Annotated in this window: 6 protein-coding genes and 2 pseudogenes; 2 read left to right on the forward strand and 6 right to left on the reverse strand. The window is 69.7% G+C overall.

Features of this window, described 5'->3' with window-relative positions; genetic code table 11:
- From ABIC25_RS24935 to ABIC25_RS07950, 4 genes and pseudogenes are all read right to left on the reverse strand, one after another.
- Positions 1-361: pseudogene (locus ABIC25_RS24935) on the reverse strand (hypothetical protein); the annotation flags it as partial.
- 58 nt (positions 362-419) lie between these two features.
- Complete coding sequence (locus ABIC25_RS07940) at positions 420-1100, reverse strand: urea amidolyase associated protein UAAP2 (RefSeq protein WP_101822344.1); 681 nt, start codon at positions 1098-1100, stop codon at positions 420-422.
- Positions 1101-1115: 15 nt separating this feature from the next.
- Positions 1116-1979: an urea amidolyase associated protein UAAP1 gene (locus ABIC25_RS07945; RefSeq protein WP_101822346.1), complete on the reverse strand. Its 864-nt coding sequence runs from the start codon at positions 1977-1979 to the stop codon at positions 1116-1118.
- A 37-nt stretch (positions 1980-2016) separates the two neighbouring features.
- Positions 2017-3582, reverse strand: coding sequence for an amino acid permease (locus ABIC25_RS07950; RefSeq protein WP_004022482.1), 1566 nt, complete (start codon positions 3580-3582; stop codon positions 2017-2019).
- A gap of 252 nt (positions 3583-3834) precedes the next feature.
- Here ABIC25_RS07950 and ABIC25_RS07955 point away from each other — a divergent pair, with 252 nt between their 5' ends.
- Entirely contained in the window at positions 3835-4488 is a 654-nt protein-coding gene (locus tag ABIC25_RS07955; RefSeq protein WP_354560849.1) for a TetR/AcrR family transcriptional regulator, read from the forward strand.
- A gap of 705 nt (positions 4489-5193) precedes the next feature.
- The gene (locus tag ABIC25_RS07960; RefSeq protein WP_354561286.1) at positions 5194-6456 is read left to right on the forward strand and encodes an HNH endonuclease; all 1263 of its coding nucleotides are present in this window, start codon (positions 5194-5196) and stop codon (positions 6454-6456) included.
- Positions 6457-6629: 173 nt separating this feature from the next.
- Here the strand turns inward: ABIC25_RS07960 and ABIC25_RS07965 are convergent, their stop codons facing one another.
- Positions 6630-7685 carry a hypothetical protein gene (locus ABIC25_RS07965; protein WP_354560851.1) on the reverse strand — a complete coding sequence of 352 codons (1056 nt, stop codon included), beginning with the start codon at positions 7683-7685 and terminating at the stop codon, positions 6630-6632.
- Positions 7682-26042 (reverse strand): annotated as a pseudogene (locus ABIC25_RS07970) (amino acid adenylation domain-containing protein). Before ABIC25_RS07970 ends, ABIC25_RS07965 begins: the two are co-directional and overlap by 4 nt.
- Between the last annotated feature and the right edge of the window lie 159 nt (positions 26043-26201).

The raw sequence follows: 26201 nt of genomic DNA on the forward strand, positions 1-26201 counted from the left end.
GCCCCCCCGCCCGGGGCGGCCGCTCCGCGGGGGGCGCCCCCCCCCCCCCCCCCCGGCGCCCCCCCCCCCCCCGCGGCGCCGGGGGGGGGGGGGCGCGGGGGGCCCCCCCCCCCCCCCCCCCCCCCCCCACGACCGCGGACCGGTCGAACCGAAGGGCGGGACCCATGAGGGTGATCTCCAGACCGGCGGCGGTCTCCGGGTTGCCGACGGCGAGGTTGGCGAGCCGGAAGGACAGGTCGTCCATCGGACCGGACGGCGGTACGCCGACCTTCCAGTACCCGACCCGGCCGGGCCAGTCCTGGATGGTGGTGAGCGGACCGGACCGGAGAACGGTCACGGCACCCGGGGTGGTGGCAGTCATGATGATGAATTCCTCGTCGGGCTCGGTCGGCGCCCGGGGGCGCGGCGGAAAGAGATTCTCAGAACGGCCGGGTGACGATGACGCGCACCGCGGTGGGGTCGAACCCGTTGCAGGGGTTGTTGATCTGCGGACAGTTCGAGATGAGCACCAGGGTGTCGACCTCGGCCCGCAGCGCCAGTCGTTTACCGGGTGCGGACAACCCGTCGACGATGCCGAGCGAGCCGTCGGGGTCGACGGGCACGTTCATGAAGAAGTTCACGTTCCCGACGAGGTCGGCCTTGCCCAGTCCGTGGCGGCTGCCCTCGATGAGGAAGTTCTCCACACATGCGTGCTGATGCTTGGTGTGGTGGCCGTACCGCAGCGTGTTCGACTCCTGCGAGCACGCGCCGCCGAGGGTGTCGTGGTTGCCGACCTCGTCGGCGACGATCGTCATCAGCGGTGCGGAGTCGTGATCGCGGATGACGCTGCCGGTGGTCAGGAAGATGTTGCCCTGCGCGGTGATCGTCGCCTGGGCCGAATACCGCCGCGTGGTGTCGTCGGCGGCGTAGAACAGCGTGTCGACGGCCTGATTGCCGTGCAGGTCGACGATGGTGAGCACGTCGCCGGCGGCGACGACACCCGACCACGGTGCCCGCTCGCCCACCTGCGCGTCGTCGACGACGGTGCCGGGGACGAGGGCGAGTCCGGCGGCGGATTCCGTCGCGACATCGGGGATGACTGCGGAGTGTGTCTCGGTCACGATGGGTGGTCCTCTCTACTGGACGGCTCGGTGATGAGCCGCGGCCCAGACGTCTTCGGAGTTGGCGACGGCCCGCTGGTACTCGGGGTCGGTTCCGGCGACCTCGGCCAGCAGGGTGTCGAGATCGTTCTGCGCCTGCCACGCCAGTACTTCCAGCGAGGTGGTGCCGAAATCGGGCGACGGATCCAGGGGGTGAGCAGTGTTGGCGATCGCCACCGTGCACGGCAGATGCAGGATCAGATCCACGGTCCGGCCGGGCCCGGCGCTCCCGGTCGAGCGCAGCGCCCCGTCGGCGTCGACCGTGACGCCGTGGAAGAACGACAACGACGGGGCGACGTCGGTCGGTGTCAGACCGTGTTTCGCCGCGGCGAGCGTGAACAGTTCGCGACCGGCGGGACTCGTCGAATACACCTCGCCCGCGCCGTATTTCGCCGCATTCCCGGCGAGGGTGGACGTGCCGCACAGCGCGTCGTGATGGCCGGAGTCGTCGGCGACGACGGTGGCCAGCACCCGGCCCTGGTCACTGAGCAGCGGATGGCCCGCGCCCAGGTAGGCCTGCCACGGGACCTTGACGGTGTCGGCGACGTTGAGACGTTCCCACGGGGCGTCGGCGCGCCACAGCAGCACGTGTGCGCACGCCGCCCCGGCGACGTCGGCGAACCGCAGGCGGGTCCCCCGAGCCAGCACCTTGCTGGTGTAGCGACCGCCGGGAACCGTCTCCGCCCAGGTCAACGAGGCCGCCGGCACGTCGTCGGGCGGAGCGGGCCAGTTCGACGCGGGCACCACCGGCATGCTGTCGGTTATCGCGCCGGCCTGCGCGCGGGCGTGTTCGCGTGCACCGGTGGTGGTGCCGGTACCCGCCGCGGTGATCGTGCTCATTCGGAACTCCTTGTCGTGGTGATTGTGTGCGGCGCGCTCAGGCGGACGGATCGGTGTTCACCGGCCGGGGGTGTTCCTTGCCGCGGGGATAGCAGGCGATCCCGACGAGGACGGTCGCCACGATGCAGATGGGACCGGCCCACCGCAGGATCGGCATCTCACCCGCCGGGTCGAAGACCTCGGCCCGCGGCCATGCCAGGTTGATCACCATCAGGGCGCCGTAGAGCACCGCGAGGGCGTTCACCGCAATCCCGAAACGACCCAGGCTGAACAGCTTTCGGCCACCGGCATCGACAGTCGGGTTGCCCCGGCCGCCACGATGCGGCCAACCCTGGAACCGTCGGTAGAGCATCGGACCGGTGACCGCGAGATAGGCCAGGTAGATCAGGATGATGCACACACTGGCGAGGGTCGCGAAGATCGCGGAGTTGCCGACGTTCACGAGCAGGATGCCGATGCAGAGCACACCGATCAGGATCGAGGGCAGGATCGGGGTCCCGGTGCGGCTGTTGACATGTGACAGTTGCGCGGAGAACGGGAGTCGGCCGTCGCGGGCCATCGAGAACATCAGACGCGAGCAGGCGGTCTGGATGGCGAGGGTGCAGATGAAGATGGCCACCGCCACGTCGGCGAGCAGGACCTTGCCCCAGAAGCTGCCGAGTACCGAATCGAGAACGTACGGCAGACCGCCGGTTGCGAGTTGCTCGTCGAGGGTGGGCGCCGCCATGAGGGTGCCGAGCAGCATCAGTCCGCCGCCGATGGCCGACACGGTCAGCGCCATCCGGATCGTACGAGGTGCGACGCGGCGCGGGTCGCGGGTCTCCTCGGCCAGCTCGCCCGCCGACCCGAAACCGACCATGACGTAGGCGGCCATCAGACCGGACACGATGAACGCCCAGATGTAGCCGGGCTGCTGACCGGGAACGCCGGTGTCGAAGACGACGTCGGGGCCGCGCTGGGCGTGGGTGAACAGTGCCAGGATCACCGCGACGACACCGACGAGTTCGCAGACGACGCCGATGCTGTTGACCCGGCTCATCCACCGGACGCCGACACAGTTGATCGCGGTCACGACCACGAGCAGGACCGAGCCGAGCAACACCGCGTTCGCCGCACCGCTGGTGGTGGTCAGAGTCGGGTCGTCGCCGATGATCTGGAAGCCGATCCAGATCGACGGCAGGACGACCTGCAGGGCGATGGCGGCCGCGGCGGCGGTGACCACCTGCGCGATCATCATGAACCAGCCGCCGAACCAGCCGACGACCTCGCCCCCCATCCGGCGGGACCACTGGTAGATCGCGCCCGAGATCGGGTACCGCGCAGCGATTTCGGCGAAGCACAGGGCGACCAGGAACTGGCCGGCGTAGACGATCGGCCAGGTCCAGAAGAAGGCCGGACCGCCGAAACCGAACCCGAGGCCGAACAGCTGGAAGATGGTGGTCAGGATCGAGACGAAGGAGAACCCGGCGGCGAAGGACGCGAACTTGCCGAGCGAGCGATGGAGTTGCTGGTCGTAACCGAGCGCCGAGAGGTCGTGTGCGTCGGCGTCTCCGGCGGGCGAGGAGGGCGTCGTCGCGGGAGCCACTTCGGGGGTGGAGGTCATGCGCGGTCTTCCTTTCGGAGAAGAAGCTCCACGTTGAGCAACGGTGTGAGTCAGGCACTGTTTCCTGTCACCTGATAGATAAGCTCGCTCGGATTTCTATCGATTGACAGGATTGTTCCGGTCGTGAAAACTCCGGTTACGTCCCCGTTACGCGCCTGGGGTTACCCCGACCTGCGGGTTCGTGTGCGGCAGAAGAGCGCAATCCGTCGGCTAGGGTCGGGAAATCGCACCGACCCTATGAAGGAGACGAGCATGCCGACCGGCTCGAGCGCAGCCCCGACTCCGATCGGTCGCGGGCGTCCGCGCCTGGTGCCGGCACGGCGACGCGGGCAGACCGCGCGCGAGGAGATCCTCGACGCCGCCGCCGAATTGTTCACCCGTCATGGGTACACCGGGACATCGACGCGGATGATCGCCGAGGCGGTGGGCATCCGGCAGGCGTCGATGTACCACTACTTCGCCACCAAGGACGACATCCTGGCGACGCTGCTGGAGACGACCGTCGTCGCCTCACTCGAACGCGCACGGGAACTCCTCGACGGCGACGAGCCCGCGCTGACCCGGCTGCTGGAACTCGCGCGTTTCGACGTCGACCAGCTGGCGCGATCGCGCTGGAACCTCGGGGCGCTGTATCTTCTGCCCGAGGTCGCCGACCAGCGCTTCGCCGAATTCCGTTCGGATCGACAGGAATTGGCCCACGCCTACGCGGCGCTGGCCGCCGCTGCGCTCGGCGATGACACCGACCAGCGCACACTGCTTCCCTTCCGGCTGGTGGAGTCGGTCATCATGATGCGTGCCGACGAGCAGCGCGGCGAACTCGGCGAGCACACCGCCGCCGGACTCGCCGCCACCGTGGTCGGCGCCATCCAGATACTCCTCGAGCACCGGAGCGGGTCGAGTTCGTAGCCGCGGAACCGCAGCGGCACAACAGATATACCCAAGATGATCCAAGACTGGAGCATGCCCCGACACACCCTGGTTCGGGTCGCCAGTGGAGCTGCTGAGCCGGGCTCGCGCCGCGTCCGGCCACCGGCAGCGCGAACCACCCGCGGGGCCGGTTCCGGTATTCCACTGCGCGCCGGAACCGGCACCGCAAATCCACCACCCGTGCACCCGAATCTGTAACGAGTTTCGTAGGCGCCGCCGCGGAACCGCAGCGGCACAACAGATATACCCAGACTGATCCAAGGTTAAGCATGCCCCGACGCATCCTGGTTCGGGTCGCCAGTGGAGCTGCTGAACCGGACTCGCGCCGTCGACCGTGCGCCCACCTCCGTCGACTCTGCGCCCTGCGCACGTCGCCCCTTTTCGGAATACGCGACCGGGTGGGACGAGACCCCCTTCAGCAGGACGTACCAGGTCGGCCCGATGGCTGGCTCTTGATGAGCAGATCGTCCGGCCACCGGCAGCGCGAACCACCCGCAGGGCCGGTCCCGGTATTCCACTGCGCGCCGGAACCGTCACCGCAATCCACCACTCGTGCGCCCGAATCTGTAACGAGTGAGGCTGGAATTGACGGCTGTCAACGATGGATGCACGGTGGACGAAATATGCCGCACAGTCGACGATTTCGCGATTCTGGGCCTGTGGAAAGTCCTCGAAGTCGAACTAATGTTCCCGTATAGTGGAGACATGCCAGAGCTCGCCACTCTCCTCGACCACCTCGTCGAGACCACCCCGCCCACCGACGACCCCACCGGCGCAGCAACATTCGACGCACTGAACACACTTCGACTCATACGCAACATCGCCGACCACCAGATCGTCACTCACACAGCACAACTCGACGAACTCGGCGTCGCACAAAAGGTCGGGAGCACCACCAAGAAGATGCTGATCGAATCAGGGCACGCACCGAGCTCGGCCCACCGCGTCATGCGCAGCGTCGACGCCCTACCCGAACTTCCAGCGCTCGCTCGTCACGCCGCCGACGGACGACTCACCGCCGAGATCATCGACGCCATCATCCGCGGAATGAACCACATTGAAAAGCGGTGCTCGGCACCTCTTTCCGACGAAGACAAGACGGCGCACGAAATCGAGCTCCTCGGCCAAGCACTCTCTGGTGCAACGCCGACACAAGTGCTCAAGCACGCCCGCACCATCGGCAACACCCTCGCCGACGCCGACGACGCCGGCATCCCCACCGCCGACGACTCGTCCTTGAATACGGTCAACGCCCACACCACCGACGACGGACGCATCGACATCCGCGCCGACCTCACCCAAGTCGTCGGCGAGAAGTTCCTGGCCATGATCGACGAACGATCCTGCCCACGCCCCGAACCCGACGGCGCCCAGGATCGACGCACCGCAGAACAACGCCGCGCCGACGCCTTCGAACTGATCCTCGACCAAGCCGCACTCGGAGCCACCCTCGACACCGTTGGTTCCCCACGGACACTACTCATGCTCACGATCCCCGCCACCGGCGCCGACCCAGCCACCCTGCCCTGGACCGGATCCGTCAGCCATGCAACAGCGAAACAGCTGTCGTGCGACGGGTCGCTGACCGAAATCGTGCTCGATGCTGAAGGCGTACCGCTACAGATGGGACATACCCACCGGTTGTTCCCACCACACCTAAGGCGAGCGATGATCGTGCGAGACCAGTGCTGCATCAAATGCGGTGCACCACCGTCACACACCCAGGTGCACCACATCGCACACTGGGCCGACGGCGGACCCACCGACCTCGACAACGGCTGCCTACTCTGCCAACGCTGCCACACCCAAGTCCACCACCACGGCTGGGACATCATCCTCGGCTACGACCGCCACCCCTGGCTCATCCCACCCGCCTCGATCGACCCACAACGCAAACCCCTACCCGCCTACAACCGACGCACCATGCGACTCGACAACGCCGCCTGACCGCAACACACCTATAGCGCAGCACCTTCCGCACCCGGGCCTTACTCGGGACCGCGCTCGTACCTTGACAACTCCACAGTGAAACGGGCCCGGTCCGCGTTCCCGCTCGGACCGTCGAGCGGGACCGCAGATCGTTGCGGCGCAGTCCTTCGGCATGGTCGTTGTCGCGCCGGTCACCCTGCCTGACAGGTTCCGATCGCACCGCCCTGCAGCGCCACCTCCACCTTGCGCACGATCGAGCAGTCCGCCGGACCACTCCCGACGGTCCGCATGGGTTCGACCCGCTTCACCGCAGGTGTCGGGGCCACCTGCCGGACGACGGGTGCGGCGACCTCGGGGACAACGGCCGGCGCGGGCGCCGCATGCTTCGCCTGATGTGGGACGACGACCCGTTCGGCCGACACCTCGGTGGTGTCCGCGCGCAGGTGCCGAGGCCCGCCGACCGGGACCTTCCAGCCCTTGTCGTAACCGTGCGCGGCGCCGATCGCGACACCCGCCGCGACCGCGGGCAGCGCGACCAGGGTGGCGACCACAGCCGTCCCCACCAACGGCCCGACGACGAGTCCGGTGGGCCACAACGGCAAGGTGAGTATCAGACCCAATGGGGCACCCACAACGCCGCCGACCGCGAGGGAGAGGGGCGCGGCCACCCCGGCGCCGATGACGCCGCCCACTGCGGCGTCACCAACCATCTGTTCGGCCACCCGGTCCGCGCGGGCAGCCGGAACACCGTTGCTCCGCAACACATCCGAGATGCCCCGGACGATCTCACCGGACCCCGCCGTGATCTGGGCCGCCAGCTCCGGCGACAACGCGCTCGGCCGGGTCAGATCGAGGTTGCCGACCCGGACCCGGTCACCGGCATCGGCCGCGACCGGCACCATCACCTGACCGAGCGGCCGTAGGTGCCGCGGCGACGGGACGACCGAGGGCGCCTCCGGCCACTGGCCGACCACGACCGGGCCGGCGTCCGACACCAACGCGGCGTCGACGTGCGCGATCCGGAAGGCGTTGCCGGGCAGCACCTCTCCTCCCGACATCGACGACGACGGAACCACCGGGACCGGTAGGGCGACACCAGGCGCGGCCGCCTGGGCGACGGCCGGGGCCGTCACGGTGAGCGATGCGGCCAATGCGCAGCCGAGCAAGGCCCCGGCCGGGCGGCGACCGCGCGGGCGTGGGCACCGGTGTGCGCCGGATTTGCCGATCTTGTCCATGGACGACCTCATTTCTTGATGGTGAACCGATCATCGTGAGAAAACGCTAACCCCGAACGGGCCTGCTGCGAGGCACTTTCGGACGTCAGATGGTCGTCGAGGACCGCTGCGATCCGCGCGATCGCCTCGTTCTCGGTCATCCCCAGATGGTGGGTGTCGACGTCGACATTCGTGATGCTCCCCCGGACGTATGGACCCCACCCGTCGGCACCCACCGCGTCCGGCCGCCGATCGCGCACGGCGGTGAAGTAGAGCACGTCGGTCTCGACGACCGGCGGATGCCAATCACCGGTCGCACGGATGAGCAGGTTGTAGGCGTCGGTCAGCCGCTCGATCGTCGCGGCGTCGATGCCGAACCCGTCCCCGAGACGCTCGGCGATCTGTTCGGCAGCGCGTTCGGCGGTCGCGTCCGAACTCACGAAGTCGATGCCGAGCACCGGTCCGAGATTGCTGATCAGCTCGCCCGCCGTGACCGTGGTGATCGCCGAGGTGTCGACGCCGTCGGCCTCCGTGTCGAGCATCGCCAGCAGGGCAACCTCGTGACCGGCCGCCCGCATCTCGGCCGCGACCGCATGTGCGATCACCCCACCCAGCGACCAGCCCAGCAGGTGGTACGGGCCCTCGGACTGCACCGACCGGATCTCGTCGAAGTACCTGCGTGCGATCTCAGACATCGTGGCCGGACCGGGCACCTCGCCGCCGATCTGGGGCGCCTGCAGTCCATAGACCGGCCGGCCGGCCGGGATCTGCCGGCTCAACGTCTGGTAGCACCAGGACAGTCCGGATGCGGGATGGATGCAGAACAGCGGCGCCTGCTCGCCCTCCGGACGGATCGGGAGCAGGACATCGAGCCCCACGCCGCGTGACCCCGGGCCACCCGGCTCGGGCGCGGCAGCGTTTTCGGCATCGAACCCGTTGCGCATACCGGCCTCGATCCGCCGGGCCAGGTCGGCCGGGCTCGAATCGGACAGCATCCACCGGATCGGGATCTCGACGTGCAACTCGGTCTCCAGATCGTTGACCACCTGCACCGACCTCAGCGAATTGCCCCCGAGGGCGTAGAAGTCGTCGTCGGCCCCGACCCTGGGCACGCCGAGCACGTGCTCGAACGTCCGCGCGATCTCGGTCTCGAGCCACGACGAGGGTGCGCGGAACCCGGAGGCGTCGCGGGGCGGCTCCGGCAACCGCGCGCGGTCGAGCTTGCCCGACGCAGTGAACGGCAGCGAATCGAGCACCATCACCGCGTTCGGCATCATGTATCCCGGTAGCGCCGCCGACGCGAAGGCGACGACCTCGGCGGTGTCCACCGATCCCGCCCCGTCCCGGTCCGACCCGACCGGCACCAGGTAGACGGTCAGATAGTCGACCGTGTCCGTCGAGGTGACCGCGGCCGCGGCGCGGGCGACATCCGGATGCCCGGCGAACACCGCCTCGATCTCGCCGAGTTCGATCCGGAGCCCACGTAGCTTGACCTGGAAGTCGCTGCGTCCCAGGTACTCGAGCTCACCGGTTCGGCGTCGACGCACCAGGTCGCCGGTGCGGTACATCCGGGCGCCGTCGACGAACGGGTCGGCCACGAAACGGTCGGCGGTGAGACCCGGGCGTCCGTGGTAGCCCCGAGCCACCTGTGTCCCGGACAGATACAGGTCGCCGGTCACTCCCGCCGCCACCGGGCGCATCCGCGAATCCAGCACGTACGCGCGGGAATTCCACACCGGTACCCCCATCGGCACCGCCCCGTCGGCGGCCGTCCCCACCACGGACGACGTTGCGTGCACGGTGAACTCCGTCGGTCCGTAGAGGTTGTACATCTCCACGCCCGGTAGCGCGCGGCGGGCGGCGTCCACCACGTCGGGCCCGAACGCCTCGCCCGCCACGAGCAGGGTCCGCAGCGACGTCGCCCAACCGACGGGCAGGGCATCGGCGAACACCGCCAGCATCGACGGCACGAACGAGGTGATCGTGACCCGATGGGCGGACATGACCTCGGCCAGATATCGCGGATCGGTGTGGCCGTCCGGTCGCGCGATGACCAGACGGGCACCCACGGCCAATGTCGCGAACAGTTCCCACACCGACACGTCGAAGGTCGCAGGAGTCTTCTGCAGCACCACGTCCGCCGTATTCAGCCCGTACTCGGCACTGATCCAGCGCACCTGGTTGACCACCGAGCGATGCGACACCGCAACGCCTTTGGGACGCCCCGTGGAGCCGGACGTGAACAGGACATAGGCAAGGGCATCCGGGTTCAGTGGTCCGGTCCGCATGTCGTCCGTCAGCGGCGAGTCGTCGAACCCCGTCAGGTCCACGGAGTCGAGTGACGACAGGACCAACACCGGCTGGGCGCACTCGATCATGTAGTCGATCCGTTCGGCCGGATGATCCGGGTCGATCGGCACGTAACCACCGCCCGCGGCGTGCACCGCGTACATCGCCGTCACCTGGTCGAGCGAGCGCCGCATGCGGAGGGCGACCAGCGAATCCGGGCCCACTCCCTGTGCGATCATCCAGCGGGCCAGTCGATTCACCCGACCGGCGAACTCGGCGTAGCTCTGCGTGACCGCCCCCGAGATCACCGCGGTCTCGTCGGCGTGTGCCGCCGCAGCCGCCGCGAACATCGAGGCGAGGTTCTCGGCGGAATCCACGTCGTGCGACGTGGCATTCGAACCCTGGAGTGCGGCATGTCGTTCGGCGTCGTCGAGCAGGTCGACGTCGTGGACGGCGCGGTCGGGGTCGGTCGTCATCGCCTCGAGCATCCCCACCAACCGGTCGACGAAGCGCTCCACGGTCGACCTGTCGAAGAGGTCGGACGCGAAGGTGACCCCACCGGCGATGCCCGCAGGCGTACCGTCCGGGTCATAGGCGTCGGCCACCGTCACCTGCAGGTCGAACAGGGCCAGCCCGGTGTCCGGCTCGACGGCCCGCACCGACAGTTCGGGCAGTTCGATGTCGGTGGTCGAGATGTTCTGGAACGCGAGCATCACCTGGAACAGCGGGTTGTGGGCGTCGGAGCGGACCGGATTGAGTTCGGAGACGAGCCGCTCGAACGGGACGTCGGCGTGACCGAATGCCGCGAGGTCGGTGTCGCGCACGTCATCGATCAACTGCGCGAACGACATCCCGCTCCGCACCCTCGTACGCAGCACGAGGGTGTTGACGAACATCCCGATCAGGTCATCGAGATCGCGTTCCCCGCGGCCGGCATACGGGGTGCCGACGGCGACGTCGTCGGTCGCGGCGAGTCGGGCGAGCAGGGCGGCCAGCGCGGCGTGGACGACCATGAACAGGGTCGTGTTGTGGGCGCGGGCCACCCGTTGCAGCCCGGCGTGCAGTTCGGCGTCGACGGTCAGACCGACGGAATCCCCGGCGTAGGACTGGGTGGCCGGGCGGGGCCGGTCGGTGGGTAGTTCGAGCAGCGGGGGCGTGTCGGCCAACTGTTCCGCCCAGTAGTCGATCTGCGCACGCAACAACGAGTCCGGGTCCGACTCCGAGCCAAGGACCGCCCGCTGCCAGATCGCGTAGTCGGCGTATTGCACCGGGAGCGGCACCCATCCGGGCGCCTCCCCCTGCACTCGCGCGACATAGGCCGACATGATGTCGCGCGCCAGGGGCGCCAACGACGAGCCGTCGCCGCCGATGTGGTGCAGCACGACGGCGAGCACCCACTCGTCGGCGCCGAGTTCGAAGAGCACGATCCGCGTCGACGCCTGGACGGTCAGGTCGAACGGCGTCCCGATCAGGTCCGCGATCGCCTGGTCCACCTCGGTTTCGGCGACCCGGGCGACCTCCATCGGGACGATGTCGGCCTCGGCCGGCAGGATCACCTGGGCCGGTTCCCCCTCGACGAAGGGGTAGACGGTGCGCAGGATCTCGTGACGGTCGATGACGTCGCCGATCGCCCGGTGGAGCGCGTCGACGTCGAGATCGCCGGACAGCCGCACCACGATGGGGATGCTGTACGCCGACGAGTCGGGTTCGATCCGATTGAGGAACCACATGCGTTGCTGGGCGTAGGACAGCGGAACCCGTTCCGGACGAGCGTGTGCCACCAGGCCGACCCGGCCCGTGTCGGCGTGGGATTCGGCGCGCGCCGCCAGTCGCGTCACCGTGGATGCCTCGAAGATCAGTGAGACCGGGATCGTCGTGTCCAGCGCCGCACCGATTCTCGCCACGACGCGGGTCGCGGCCAGACTGTTCCCACCCAGGTCGAAGAAGTCGTCATCGGCACCGACCGCGGCGTCGATGGACAGGACGTCGGCGTACACCCCTGCGACGATCTCCTCGACCGGTGTGGCGGGTGCGCGGAAGGTCCGGGTGGTGACGATGGGCGCGGGAAGGGCACGCCGGTCGAGTTTCCCGCTCGGCGTCAACGGGATCTCGTCGAGGACCACCATCGCGGCCGGGACCATGTACGACGGCAGGACCTCGCCGAGCCCGGCTCGCAACTTCTCGCCGGTCAGGGCGACACCGGGCGCAGGCACCACATAGGACACCAGGCGCATGCCGATACCGGCGTCGTGTCGCGGAACGGTGACGGCGAAGGCCACCGCGGCCAGTTCGGCCAAGGCGGTGTCGATCTCCCCGAGCTCGACCCGGAAGCCGTGGACCTTCACCTGGAAGTCGTTGCGTCCCAGGAACTCGAGCATCCCCTCGCGGTTCCGGCGAACGAGGTCACCGGTCCGGTACGCGCGTTCTCCCGTCCGTCCGAAGGGATGGGCGACGAACCGCGCCGCCGACACCCCGGGACGGTTCAGGTAGCCGCGCGCCAGCGCGGGTCCGGACAGGTACAGTTCCCCGGCGACCCCGTCCGGCACGGGCTGCAGACGCGGGTCGAGTACGAGTGTCTGCATTCCGGCAAGTGCCGAGCCGATCGTCGAGCGCTCCCCCACCCGCAATCCGGCCGTGGCGGTGGCCACGATGGTGGTCTCGGTCGGGCCGTACAGCACGCGGAACTGTCGGCCGCCGGCACGATCGGCACCCACCCACCGGCTCACCAGATCGGTGGGCACCTCGTCACCGCCCGAGAACACGACCCGCAGATCGTCGAGACCGTCCGGGTCCACCGATGCCAGCGCGGCCGGCGTGACGAACGCGTGCGAGACGCGATGCCGACGGAGGAGATCCGCCAGTTCGCGACCGCCACGCATCCCGGTGGGCGCGACCACCAGCGCGGCCGCGGCACTCACTGCGAGCAGGATCTCCAGCAGCGAGGCGTCGAACGACGGGGAGGCGAAATGCAGGACCCGCGAGGAGGTTCCGGCCGCTCGGTCCACGTGCAGCGTGGCGAGATAGTCCGCGACGCCGGCGTGTGAGACGGCGACACCCTTCGGCACGCCGGTCGAGCCGGAGGTGAAGACCACCCACGCGATGTTCGCCGGTCGGACCGGGCACACCCGGTCGGACTGCGCGATCGGCGAGGACGGCAGTTCCTCGATCTCGGCGGCGGTCGCGGGGTCGTCGAGCACCACCCACTCGAGCGCATCGGGCAGCGCAGGGAGCGACTCACGCGTCGTGATACCGAGTGGCGCAACCGAATCGGTCACCATCTGGTCGATCCGTGCAGCCGGGTAGTGGGGATCCACCGGGACGTAGGGGGCACCCGACTTCACGACCGCCCACCATGCCACCACTGAGTCGACCGACCGCTCGACGGCCACCACCACCGGTCGTTCCGGTGCCGCTCCGCTCCGGATCAGCTGCCTGGCCAGTCGACTCGAGCGGCGATCGAGCTCACCGTAGGACAGCTCGACGTCGCCGGCGATCACCGCCGCGCCGTCGGGATCGGCGTCGACGGCGGCCGCGAAGACCTCCGGCAGCAGGGTCGGCTCCGCCGCCGCACCCGATCCGACGACCGTGAGCAGTTCGGTGCGCTCGTCGTCACCGAGCCAGTCGATGTCACCGACGGGCGTCGACGCGTCGGTGACGATCGCGTCGAGCACGAACTCGAGCCGACGAACGAATCCCGCGACGGTCGCGGGGTCGAAGAGGTCGCGGGCGAACATCATCGTGCCGGCGATCCCCTGTGCCGCACCGTTGTCCGAGTACGACTCGGCCACGACCAGCTGGAGGTCGAACTGACAGATACCGGTGTCGACCCGCGCACGGGACACGTGTAGGTCCGGCAGTTCGACGTCGATGCCGGACAGGTTCTGGAACGCCAGGGCGACCTGGAACAGCGGATGGTGGGCGGTTGACCGTTGCGGATTGAGCTCGGACACGATCCGCTCGAACGGGACGTCGGAGTGCTCGAAGGCGTCCAGGTCGACGTCACGCACACGGTCGAGCAACCCGGCGAACGACTCCGCCGCGTCGAGATCGGTCCGGAGCGCGAGCGTGTTCACGAACATGCCGACGAGCGGCTCCAGATCCGGTTCGCCGCGCCCGGCCACAGGTGCGCCGATCACGACGTCGTCGACCCCGCTCAACCGGCCGAGGACCGTCGCGAGCGCGGCATGCAGGACCATGAACAACGACGCGCCGTGTGAGCGGGCGAGGGCCAGCAGTTGCTCGTGGAGCCGAGCATCGATCGCCACCGGCACCTGACCGCCGGCCAGGGTCGCCACCGGCGGGCGCGGCCGGTCGGTGGGCAGATCGAGGACGTCCGGTGCACCGGCCATGGTCGCGCGCCAGAAGTCCAGCTGGGCGTGCATCATCGATGCCGGGTCATCGTCGCGTCCCAGCATCTGGCGTTGCCACAGGGCGTAATCGGCGTACTGGACCGCGAGCGGTTCCCAGGCTGGTTCCGCGCCGCCGAGCCGAGCGGCGTAGGACGTCATCACATCCTGCGCCAGCGGTGCCATCGACTGTCCGTCACCGGCGATGTGATGGACCACGAGTACGAGCAGGAAGCGTCCGCCGGTGGTCTCGACCCCGCTCGTCCGGATCATCCACCGCGACCACTGCCACGCGCATCGGCACCGACGTGGTCACGTCGAATCCGCGGCGCACGAATCCGGCGACGACGTCCTCGACCTCGGTCGCCGGCACCCGGCGGGTCGCCACGGTCACCGGGGCCTCGTCGAGGATGAGTTGCCACGGGTCACCGTCGATCTCGGGATAGATCGTCCGCAGTACCTCGTGCCGTCGGACCACGTCGCCGAGCGCCCGCTCGAGTGCGGCGAGGTCCAGTCGCCCCGTCAGTTCGAGGACCACCGGGATGTTGTAGGCCGGCGACTCGGGCTCCATCCGGTTCAGGAACCACATCCGCTGTTGCGCGAGCGACAACGGAAGTCTTTCCGGGCGTTCGGAAGCCGCCAGCGGTGCGCGCCGGTCGTCGCCCAGCGATCCGACCGACTCGGCCAGGGCCGCAACGCCGGGCGATCGGAACACCGATCGGAGTGGGATCCGTACCCCGAGGACAGCTCCCAGCCGCGCGGTCACCACCGATGCGCTCAGCGAGTCACCGCCCAGGGCGAAGAAGTCGTCGTCGGCGCCCACCCGCGGCACTCCGAGGACCTCCTCGAACACGGCGGCCACTGCCGACTCGGCTCGGTTGGACGGTGCGCGGAACTCCCGAGCGGCGAAGACCGGCTCGGGCAGCCGACGCCGATCGAGCTTGCCGGTCGGGGTGAGCGGGATCTCGTCGAGGACGACGACCGCGGCGGGAACCATGTACGCGGGCAGCGTCTGCTCCAGGGATGCGCGGAGTTCGTCCCCGGACAGCGACACCCCCGGCGCAGCGGTCACGTACGACACCAGGCACTGCGGCGCTCCGTTCCCCCCATGCGGGACGGTCACGGCGTAGGCGACGTCCACGCGGGACCCGAGGCGCGCGTCGATCTCGCCCACCTCGACTCGTGTACCGCGCACCTTCACCTGGAAGTCGTTGCGTCCCAGATATTCCAGTTCACCGGATCGGGTGACCCGGACGAGATCGCCGGTCCGGTACATCCGGGCGCCGGGCACATCGGCCGGGCAGGGCACGAAACGCACGGCCGTCGTCGCGGCACGCCCGACGTAGCCGTCGGCCAACCCGGGGCCGACGAGGTACAACTCGCCGACAACGCCCTGCGGGACCGGGCGCATCCACGAGTCGAGTACCACCGTGCCGACGGGTCCCACCGCGGTCCCGATCGTGATCGGACCGGCCACGCCCAACGGTGCGCTCGCGGTGGCCCAGATCGTGGACTCGGTCGGTCCGTAGAGGTTGACCATCCTCCGGCCGCCGGCCCAACGCCACACCAACTCGTGCCCCACGGGCTCACCCGCGGTGGCCAGCACACGAAGGCTGTCGAGACCTTCGGACGGCACGGTGGCCAGGGCCGACGGTGTCAGCACCGCATGGGAGATGTCCTCGCGCCGGATCAGATTCGCGAGGTCGGGCCCGCCGTAGACCTCCGGCGGCGACACCGCCAGCCGCCCGCCGGACCCGTGCGCCATCAACAGTTCGAACACGAAGGCGTCGAAGCTGGGCGATGCCACCTGGAGCACGGTCGACCGGTGGTCGACGCCGAGGACCGCGCGCTGGGCCGCGACGACCTGTGCCAGTCCGCGATGGGACACCACCACGCCCTTGGGCGTACCGGTGGACCCCGACGTGTAGATCACGTAGGCGGTGTCGGCGACCCGGATCGGGCCGCCCCGTTCGTCATCGGTGATCGGGTCGGCGGGTCTGACGCGCGCACGAGAAGACGAGTGCGGCCCGTCGAGAACGATCCAGTCGATGCTGTCGGGCAGCCCCGCCCGGCATGCGCCGATCGTGATCCCCAGCCCGGCGCGCGAATCGGCCAGCACGAACTCGATGCGTTCGGCGGGCAGGTTCGGATCCAGCGGCAGGAACGGTACTCCCGCCTTCGCCGCCGCCCAGATCGCGATCGCCGCCTCGACGGATCGTGGCAGAGCGCACGCCACGAGGCGATCCGTCGTGCGCCGCAGGATCTGTCGGGCCACCCGGTCGGACTCCACGTCGAGCGCTCGGTACGACATCGACGTCTGCCCACAGGTCACCGCGATCGCATCCGGATTCTGCCCGGTCGCGGCGGTGAGGATGTCGAGAAGGGTTGCCGGTGGCGCCGACTCGTCGGTCCGACCGACACCGGCCGGCCCCGCATGACGGAGGTCGCCGAGCCGTACACCGGGCCCGTCGGCGATCCGGGCCAGGCATTCCACGAAGTGGTCGGCGATCTCACGCGCGCGGGTCTCGTCGAACTCGTCGCGATGGAACCGCACCGTGACGCTGAGCCCCGGCTCGCCCTCGCCGCTGTCGATCTTCGGCGCCACGACGACGCTCAGCGGGTACGGCGTGGCGTCGAGTCCGGTGATGCCGTCGACGTGCAGACCGGCCGAGGTGACGAGATGTTGCAGCGCGTCCTCGCGCAGTGGGAACGACTGGAAGGCCAGCGCGGTGTCGAACAGATCCGACCGTCCCACCGCGCGGTGGATGGCCGGGAGTCCGACGTAGTGGTGGTCGAGAACCAGCGCGTTCGCGTCCTGCACGTGAACCAGCAGGTCACGCAACGACATCGACGGATCGAGACGGACCCGGATCGGCACGGTGCTGAGGAACATGCCCAACGCCCGTTCGACGCCGGGCAGCTCCGGCGGTCGCCCGGCCACGGCGGAGCCCAGCACCACGTCGGTGTCACCGGTGAGCGTCCGCAGGACGAGCGCCCAGGCCGCCGAGAGGGCGGTGCCGACCGTCACGGCGGAATCCGCGACCGCCGACCGCAGGCGCGCGTACTCCTGCTCGGGGAGTTCGGCGATGATCTCGCCGGCCGCGACCCCACTCATCGCGAGGCCACCCCTGGTCACCCGGGTGGGTCCGTCGACGTCGGCGTAGGCGTGCGCCCACGCGGCCGTCGAGGCGTCGTGATCCTGCGCGTCGAGCCACGCCAGGTAGTTCCGGTACGACGACGCCGGGCCGGCCACGCCGATCTGCGCCGGATCTCCGTAGTACTGCAGGAGTTCGCCGAGCAACAGCGGCATCGACCAGCCGTCGAGGATCACGTGGTGGTTGGTGACATGGACCGCGTAGCGGTCGGTGTCGAGTCGCACGACAGTGAATCGGATGAGGGACGGCTCGGCGAGATCGAAACCCGCTCCGGCCTCGTCGGCGGCGATCCGACGCGCCGCTCCCCGGTCCTCGACCGCGGTGAGATCGACGCTCCGGAAACGAACCCCGACATCGCCGACGACGATCTGCCGGGGGCCCTGCGACGTCTGGACGAAAGCCGTCCGCAGGATGTCGTGCCGGTCCACGACGGCCTGAGCGGCGCGGCGCAGCAACTCCACGTCGAGCCGACCGGACAGGGCGATCGTCGATTGCACGGTGTAGTCGTCCACGGAGTCGGGATCGAGCGTCGAGTGGAAGTGGATTCCCGACTGCGTCGGCGACAGCGGCCACACATCCGTGAGCGCCGGGAACCGCCGTCGCAGGCTCTCGAGGTCGCCGTGCGGCAACTGCTCGAGGTGCGACCCCGAATGTGCGACATCGACTTCGGCGCCCACACCCGTCGACAGGACGTCGGTGTCCGGCCCGTTCGCCTCGCTCCCCGTGCCGGTGTCGCCGATTCCGGTCGCGACGGCGGCAAGGGCGGCGACGGTCTTCGCCTCGAAGACCGCACGGGGGGTGATGGACAGGCCGGCCGCCTTCGCTGCCGCGACCAGCTGCATCGAGACGATGCTGTCGCCGCCGAGCGTGAAGAAATTGTCGTCGGCGGTGACGTCCTCGAGCTGCAACACCTCGGCGAACAGAGCGGCGATGATCCGCTCCGTCGGTGTCCCCGGCGCTCGCCCGCCCCCGCTCTCGGCGCGGAAGTCGCACTGCCGCAGCGCTTTCGTGTCGACCTTGCCGGATCGGGTGACGGGCATCGACTCCAGTTCGATGATCGCCGCGGGAACCATGTACTGCGGCAACGTGTTCGCGAGATCGTCGTGCAGTCCGTGCACGTCCAGCGTCTCGTCGGGCGTCCCGACGACGTAGGACACGATGACCGGACGGCCCGAATGTCCGCGCTGGAGCACCGTGGCTGCCTGGGCGACACCGGCGTTGCGCACGAGGTGGGCGTCGATGTCCCCGGTCTCGATCCGCAGGCCGTGGACCTTCACCTGCTGGTCGTTGCGGCCCAGGTACTCCAGCAGCAAGGCGTCGTCCACGCGCACCCACCGCACGGCATCGCCGGTGCGATACAGGCGTTCTCCCGGGGCCCGCAGTGGGTCGGCGACGAACCGCGCCGCGCTGACGCCCGGGCGGTCGAAGTAGCCGCGCGCGAGTCCGGGACCACCGAGATAGAGTTCGCCGACCACACCGACGGGCACCGGACGCAGCCAGGTGTCGAGCACGAACGCCGAGACGCCTCGGATCGGCTCCCCGATCGTCACCGGCTCACCGGGCCGGAGGTCGTCGGCGCCGGTCGCCCAGATCGTGCTCTCGGTGGGGCCGTAGTGATTCATCAGTCGACGCCCCGGCGACCACCGGTTCACGATGTCCGCACCCGTCGCTTCGCCGACCACCGCGATGATCCGCAGCGCCGGCAGTCGGGACGGGTCCATCGTGTTGAGCACCGTCGGCGTGATGATCGCGTGGGAGACCCGCTCGATCCGCAGTAGGTCCTCGAGATCGGAGCCGCCGTAGACCTCGGGCGGCGCGACGACCAGGCACGCGCCGGCACTGTGCGCGACCAGCACTTCCGAGACACAGGCGTCGAACCCCGGCGAGGCGACCTGCAGGATCGTCGAATCCTGGTGCACCGCGAACGATTCCGCGTATTCGACGACCCGATCGGCGAGACCGCGATGGGTGATGTGGACGGCCTTGGGCCGGCCGGTGGAGCCGGAGGTGAAGATGAGGTAGGCCGCGTTGTCCGGCCGGAGTGGGCGGGGGTCGACCGGCCGGTCCGGCAGTGCGGTGTCATCACCCAGCGGGAGCGAGCCGGGGCCGACGAGGGTCAGCCACTCGACCGTGTCCGGGAGGTTCGGCACGACGGCGTCGACGGTCACCCCGATGGTGGATCGCGCATCGGTGAGCAGTTCGGCGATGCGATAGGCGGGATTGCCCGGGTCGACGGCGACGAAGGCCGCCCCGGTCCGCGCGACCGCCCAGATCGCCACGATGAGCGCGGCCGACCGCGGGACCGCCAGCGCCACCGAGGTTTCCGGGCCGGCGCCGCGGGCGGCGAGGTCGGCGGCGAGTCGGTCGCTGCGGTCCGCGAGTTCGCGGTAGGTCATGGTCGCGCCGTCGGCGCGCACGGCGGGCGCCTCGGGGTGCCGGCGTGCGGTGTCGGCGAGGATGTCCCGGAGCACGCGCGCTGACACCGGGGGTGGCCCCTCGATCGGACACAGGGCGGCGCGTTCGGTGTCCCAGCACGAGGCCAGCGCGGCGACCGTGCGGCCGGGTTCGGCGACGATCTGCCGCAGCAGGAGCACGAACCGCTCGAGCAGCACGTCTGCGGACTCCGCGTCGAGCCGGTCCACGGCGTACTTCAGCAGAAGTTCATAGGTGCCGGGCTGATCGGTGGCCGAACGTTCGGAGCTGCCCGGCCGGGGCGGTGTGACCTGGAGGCTCACCGGATACGGGGTGGCGTCGTGCGCGGCGAGACCGTTCCATCGCAGGCCCGCGTCGGCGAGCATGCGGTTGATCTCGTCCGGATCGAGGGGGTAGGACTCCAGCACCGTGGCGGTGTCGAACATGTCGGCCACCCCGGTCACCCGCTGGAGCTCGGCCAGGCCGATGTCGCGGTGGTCGAGCATCGCCGCCTGCTCGGACTGGGCCCGCGTCAGGAGATCGACGACGCGCTCGTCCGGGCGGAGCCGGATCCGCACCGGCAGGGTGTTGATGAACAATCCGATCATCTGCTCGATGCCCGGGATCGAGGCGGGACGATCGGACACCGTGTTGCCGAACACGACGTCGGACCGGCCGGTCATGATCGAGAGCAGCAGGGCCCACGCCACCTGGATCGAGGTGTTGGCGGTGACGCCGTGGGCGCGTGCGAGTCCCGCGATCGCCTCCGTCGTCGCCCTGTCGAGTTCGAGGCCGGTCTCGCCGATCTCGCCGGTGGCGCCCCGTTCCGGCACTCCGGTGAGTCGCGTCGGACTCTCGATGCCGGCGAGGGTCTCCTGCCACGCGCGCGTCGTCGCATCGTGGTCGCGGGTGTGCAGCCACTGCAGGTAGTCCCGGAACGTCCGAGGACCCGGGAGTCCGGTGTCGCCGGCCTTCCCGCCGTCGGTCAGGTACAGGCGCAACAGCTCGGAGATGAGTACCGGCATCGACCAGCCGTCGAGCACGATGTGGTGGTTGGTGATCGACAGCACGTACTCGTCGGTGTCTGATGTGCCGACGGTGTCGGCGGTGTCCGATGTGCCGACGGTGTCGGCGGTGTCGCCACATGCGACCCGCGCGAGCCGGAAACGCAGCAGGGGCGGGTGTGCCAGGTCGAAGGGCCCGGCCGACTCGGCGATGAGCCGCCGCAGTGCACGGTCTCGGTCGTCGGCGTCGACGATGCCGGTGAGGTCGGAGTCCGACCAGTCGACGGCCACGTCGTCGAGGAGGATCTGGCGTGGCCCGGCGCCGGTCTCGACGAACGCGACGCGGAGACTGTCGTGCCGATCGATCAACGCCTGCGCGGCCCGTCGCATCCGTTCGGGTCGCAGGCGCCCGCCCAGTCGTAGTTCGGCCTGCACGGTGTAGCCGTCGGCGGCGTCGTCGTAGGTCGCGTGGAACAACAGGCCGGACTGCAGCGCGGTGAGCGGCCACACGTCGACCATCGACGGGTGGGCCACCGCCCAGCGATCGATGTCGGCCTGGCTGACCGAGACCAAGGGGAAGTCCGACGGCGTGTGACCGCCGGCCGTCCCGGACCGGACGTGTTGGGCGAGACCCTTCAGCGCCTGCGCCCACAGCGCGGCCAGTTCTTCGACGTCGACCCGGTCGAGCACCAGCGAGGCGTACTCCCAGCCGACGTCGAGTTCGGCGCCGGCCGGGCCCGGTTCGGCGATCGCGTTGATGTCGATGAGGGCGGGCAACGCCATCCACGGGTCGCCGGTACCTGCCAGCGCGTCGAATCCGCGCGCCGGCATCCACGGGCCGGAGTGTTCGCCGGTCCCCATCCGGCCCAGATAGTTGAGGCTGATCTGGGGTTCGGGCCGGTCTCCCAAGACGTCGCGGCCGGTCGGATCGAGGTACCGGACCAGTCCGTAACCGATCCCGTGATCGGGCGCGGCCCGGAGCTGTTCCTTGATCTGCTTGATCGCCAGCCCCGCCGACGCACCGCCGGTGAAGGCGTCCTCGAGGTCGACGCCCTGCAGCTCGAGCCGGACCGGGAAGCGTGCGGTGAACCAGCCCACCGTCGAGGTGAGGTCCGCGCCGGGAACCGCGGCCTCTTCGCGACCGTGACCTTCGATGGCGATCAGTTCGCTGCCGTCGGCCTGGCCATGCCTGCGGCGCCACTGCGCGAGCGCGAGGGCGAGGGCCGCCAGCAGCGGATCGTTGGCACCGCCGTGGAACCGCGCGGGGATGGTGGTGAGGACCGCCTCGGTCACATCCGCCGGAATCCGCATCCGGAGCCGGCCGGCGGTGGCGACGATGTCGCGATCCGGGTCGAGTGCGCGACGACCGAGCAACCGGTCCGCCGGTGCGACGACCTCCGTCCATCGGTCGAGTTCGGCCGCGGCACGCGACGGAGCCTGCTCGACGAGGCCGTGGACCCAGCGCCGCACCGAGGTCGTCGGCAGGCCGAGGTTCGGCACGTCCCCCTCCCGGATCTGATGCCAGGCCGTGACCAGGTCGGCGAGGATGATGCGCCAGGAGACGCCGTCGACGGCCAGGTGGTGGATGACCAGCCACATCAGGTCGGGCGCGGAGTGCTCGCGGTCCTGCAACCAGACGAACCTCACCAGCACGCCGGCACGCGGGTCGAGCCGGTCGGCCGCGGCCTGGAGGTGCCGGTCGATCTCCTCGGCATCCCGCTGTTCGAGCCACGTGTGCTCCAGCACCTCGTCCGCGTCGACCGCGCCGGGCGGCCGGACGACCACGTGCGGCTGGTCCGCCAGATCGTCGACGAGTACGGCGCGAAGGATGTCGTGCCGATCCAGGACGGCGGTCAGCGTGCGGACCAGCTCGTCGCGCCCGACGGCGTCCGGGAGTTCGACCAGCGCCGCCTGTCCGAAGCGGTCGATGGGACCACGGTCGAGCATCGCGTGCATGATCGGCGACAGCGGCAGAGACCCGATGGCACCGCCGGGCAGCTCGCGCAACCCGGCGTCGTCGGCGACCTCGGACGCCATCGTGGCAAGTGCCGCAACGGTTTTGTGCTCGAACACGTCCTGGGTCGTGAACGCCAGGCCGCTCGCCTTCGCCCGCGCCACGAGCTGGATCGAGAGGATGCTGTCACCGCCGAGAACGAAGAAGCTGTCGTCGGCACCCACCCCCGCAACTCCCAGGACGTCCGAGAAGAGCTGCGCCAGTTGATATTCCCTGGGCGTGGACGGCGGTCGCCCAGACCGGGCGGCGGCGAACACCGGTGCGGGGAGGGCACGCCGGTCGACCTTGCCGAACGGGTTCAGCGGCAGGGCGTCGAGCGTCGTGATCACGGCCGGGACCAGGTGCGGTGGCAGACAGTCACGCGCGAACCGCTCCAGCTCCGCCGGCTCGGGCCGCCGCCCCGCCGCCGGCACCACATACGACGCCAGCACGGTCGTGCCCGCATGGTTGCGCACCGGCACGGTGACGGACTGTTCCACCTGGGCGTGGCCGGTGAGGGCGGCATCGATCTCGCCGGGCTCGATCCGGTAGCCACGGATCTTCAGTTGGAAGTCGGTGCGACCCAGCAACTCCAGCGACGGCGACGTCGACGCACCGACCCAACGCGCGAGATCGCCGGTCCGGTACATCCGTTCGCCCGGGGCGCCATTCGGATGGGCGACGAAACGAGCCGCGGTCTGACCGGACAGGTGCGCATATCCGCGCGCCAGACCGGGGCCGGCGAGGTACAGCTCGCCCGCCGTCCCCACCGGCACCGGCTGGAGCGCGTGGTCGAGGACCATCACCGAGGTCCCGCGGATGGGGCCCCCGACGGTGACATCGCCGTCGGTTTCGACCACCGAGCTCGCGGCCGTGATCGTCGCCTCGGTCGGCCCGTACTCGTTGATCATCGTCGCCGATCGCGTCCACCGTTCGACGACATGCGGCGCGCATCTGTCGCCCCCGACGACGACCGTCTGCAGCCCCGCCAGCTGCTCCGGCTCGACGGTCGCCAGCATCGCCGGGGTCAGGGTCAGGTGGGTCACGCGCTCGTCGGCCAGCAGCCGTGTGAGCCGCTCCCCGCCGATGACCTCCGGCGGGACGATGACCAAGGCGGCGCCGGCCGCGAAGCAGGTCAGGAGTTGTTCCATCGACGCATCGAAACTCGGGGACAGCGCATAGGACACCCGTGAGTCCGGTCCGAGGCCGTACGCGTCGGTCCGGTCGGCGACGAGACTCGCCAGACCGGCATGGGTGACCTGCACGCCCTTCGGCACGCCGGTCGAACCGGACGTGTAGGTCATGTACGCGACGTTCTCGAGTCGTGGACGCGTTGAGAAGTCGCCGTCGTCTGCCCCGTCGTGGTCGCCGGGGTCGGTGTCCGTCGACAGGTCACCGAGGTCGATCCGGACCGCCGCCGGCGGCACTCGATCGGCGAGGTCGTCGACGGTGATCGCAGCCCGGGCACCGCTGTCGGCGACGATGTGCTCGATCCGCTTGCGCGGGTATTCCGGATCCACCTGAACGATCGCGGCCCCGGTCTTCGCGATCGCCCAGACGGCCACGACGGTGCCCAGGGATCGTGGCAGCAGGACGGCCACCGAGGTCTCGGGCTCGCAACCGGCGGCGAGCAACCGACGCGCGAGCCGCGACGAGGCGGCGTCGAGTTCGCGGTAGGTCATGCTCCGCCCCGAGGCGCAGACCGCGATTGACTCTCGATGCCGCGCAACCGTATCGGCGAGGACATCGGCCAGCACCCGCGGCGCTGCGGGGTCGGCGCCACGGACCGGGAGCAACGCCGAGCGCTCCTGCTCGTCGAGCAATGGAAGTCGTCCCACGTGGTCGCCGGGCGCCCCGCCGAGGAACTCGTGCAGGAACATCAGGAACCGGCGGTGGTGCGCGGTGAGCTCGTCGGGTGTGTAGATGTTCGGATTGCCCTGCAGGTCGATATGTGTGCTGCTCTTGCCCGCACCCGGGTAGATGTTGACGAACAGATCGGACGTCGGGCCGGACGTCAGGACGTGCAGGCGCCCGGTGACCCCACCCAGGACGACCTCGCTGTCGACCATCATGAGATTCACCGCGGGCCCGAAGGAGGCCGACTCGTCTCGGGCCATCCCCATGTCGGCGAAGATGTCCTCCTGGCGGTACCGCTGGCGGCGCAGGGCGCTCAGCAATTCCCCCTGCACGGAGGTCACCACGTCGCCGAGGGTGCGCCCCGCGACCGGGACGCGCAGCGGCACCACATTCGCCACCATGCCGCCGGACCTGCGGAGCACGGCCGAGTGCCGACCGGACACCGGCAGGCTGAGGAGCACCTCGGCGCTTCCCGTCATCCGCGCGAGGTACGCGGCGAAGGCCGCGACGATCACCGGGGTGACTCCGCCTCCCTCATGCGCGGCGGCGTCGAGGCGCTGTGCCGTGCCCTCCGGAATCGGCGCGCTCACCAGGATCGGGTGCAGGGTCGGCTTGCCGTGCCGGCCGGCGAGCGTGACGACCGGCGGAGCGCCCTCGAGGTGCTCGCTCCAGTACTTCCGATCGTTGTCGTGACGAGTCGACCCCGGGTACGACGCATCCTGGTCGACGATGTCGGCGATGTCGCTCGCCGTCGACGGCGGAGCCGGGTCGCCGCGAACGGCGGCGTTGTACAACTCGGTGATGCGCCGGACCATCGTGACGGCGGCGAACCCGTCGAGCGCGATGTGATGGGCGCGGAGGTACCAGATGTAGTGCTCGTCCCCGACGCGGTAGACGATGCTCGTCATCAGGTGATCCGCCAGCAGATCGAGCGGTGTGGTGTAGTCGCGCACCATCATTCGATGAGCGGTGGCGATCGGGTCGGGCTCGTCCCGGAGGTCCACGGTGCGCACCGGGGCGCCCTGTGCGGCGACGTACTGTCGTGGTTCGCCGTCGACGACGGTCAAGCGCAGGTGTCCGGATCCGAATTCCCGCCCCGTGGTCCGGCAGACCGCGGCCAGCAACTCGGTGTCCAGTGCGCCGTCGATGTCGACGTATTGCGCCACCGAGATCGGCAGATCACCCGCGAGGTGCTGAGCGAACCAGATCCCCCGCTGCGCGGCGGACAGCGGCAACGAGTCGATGCCGTCCCCCGGTCTCGTCGGGGCGGCGGCCGGTGGCCGGGTCGATGGGCCCGCGGGCGGGTTGACGATGTCCTTGTCGGAGATGGTCACGTGGCCTCCATGCGTTCGTGTCGATCGCACTCGTCCGGGGTTCGGGACGACCCGGGCGGACCCCGCAGACCACGGGACGAAAGATCTCGTCACCCGCGCAAGATCAAGCCAAGTAAGCCCCCCTGGAGAGCTGTCGCCCCGTCGACAAATCGGACCATA

Source organism: Gordonia sp. PvP123 (assembly GCF_040547295.1).
GTDB classification, from domain to species: Bacteria; Actinomycetota; Actinomycetes; order Mycobacteriales; family Mycobacteriaceae; genus Gordonia; species Gordonia terrae.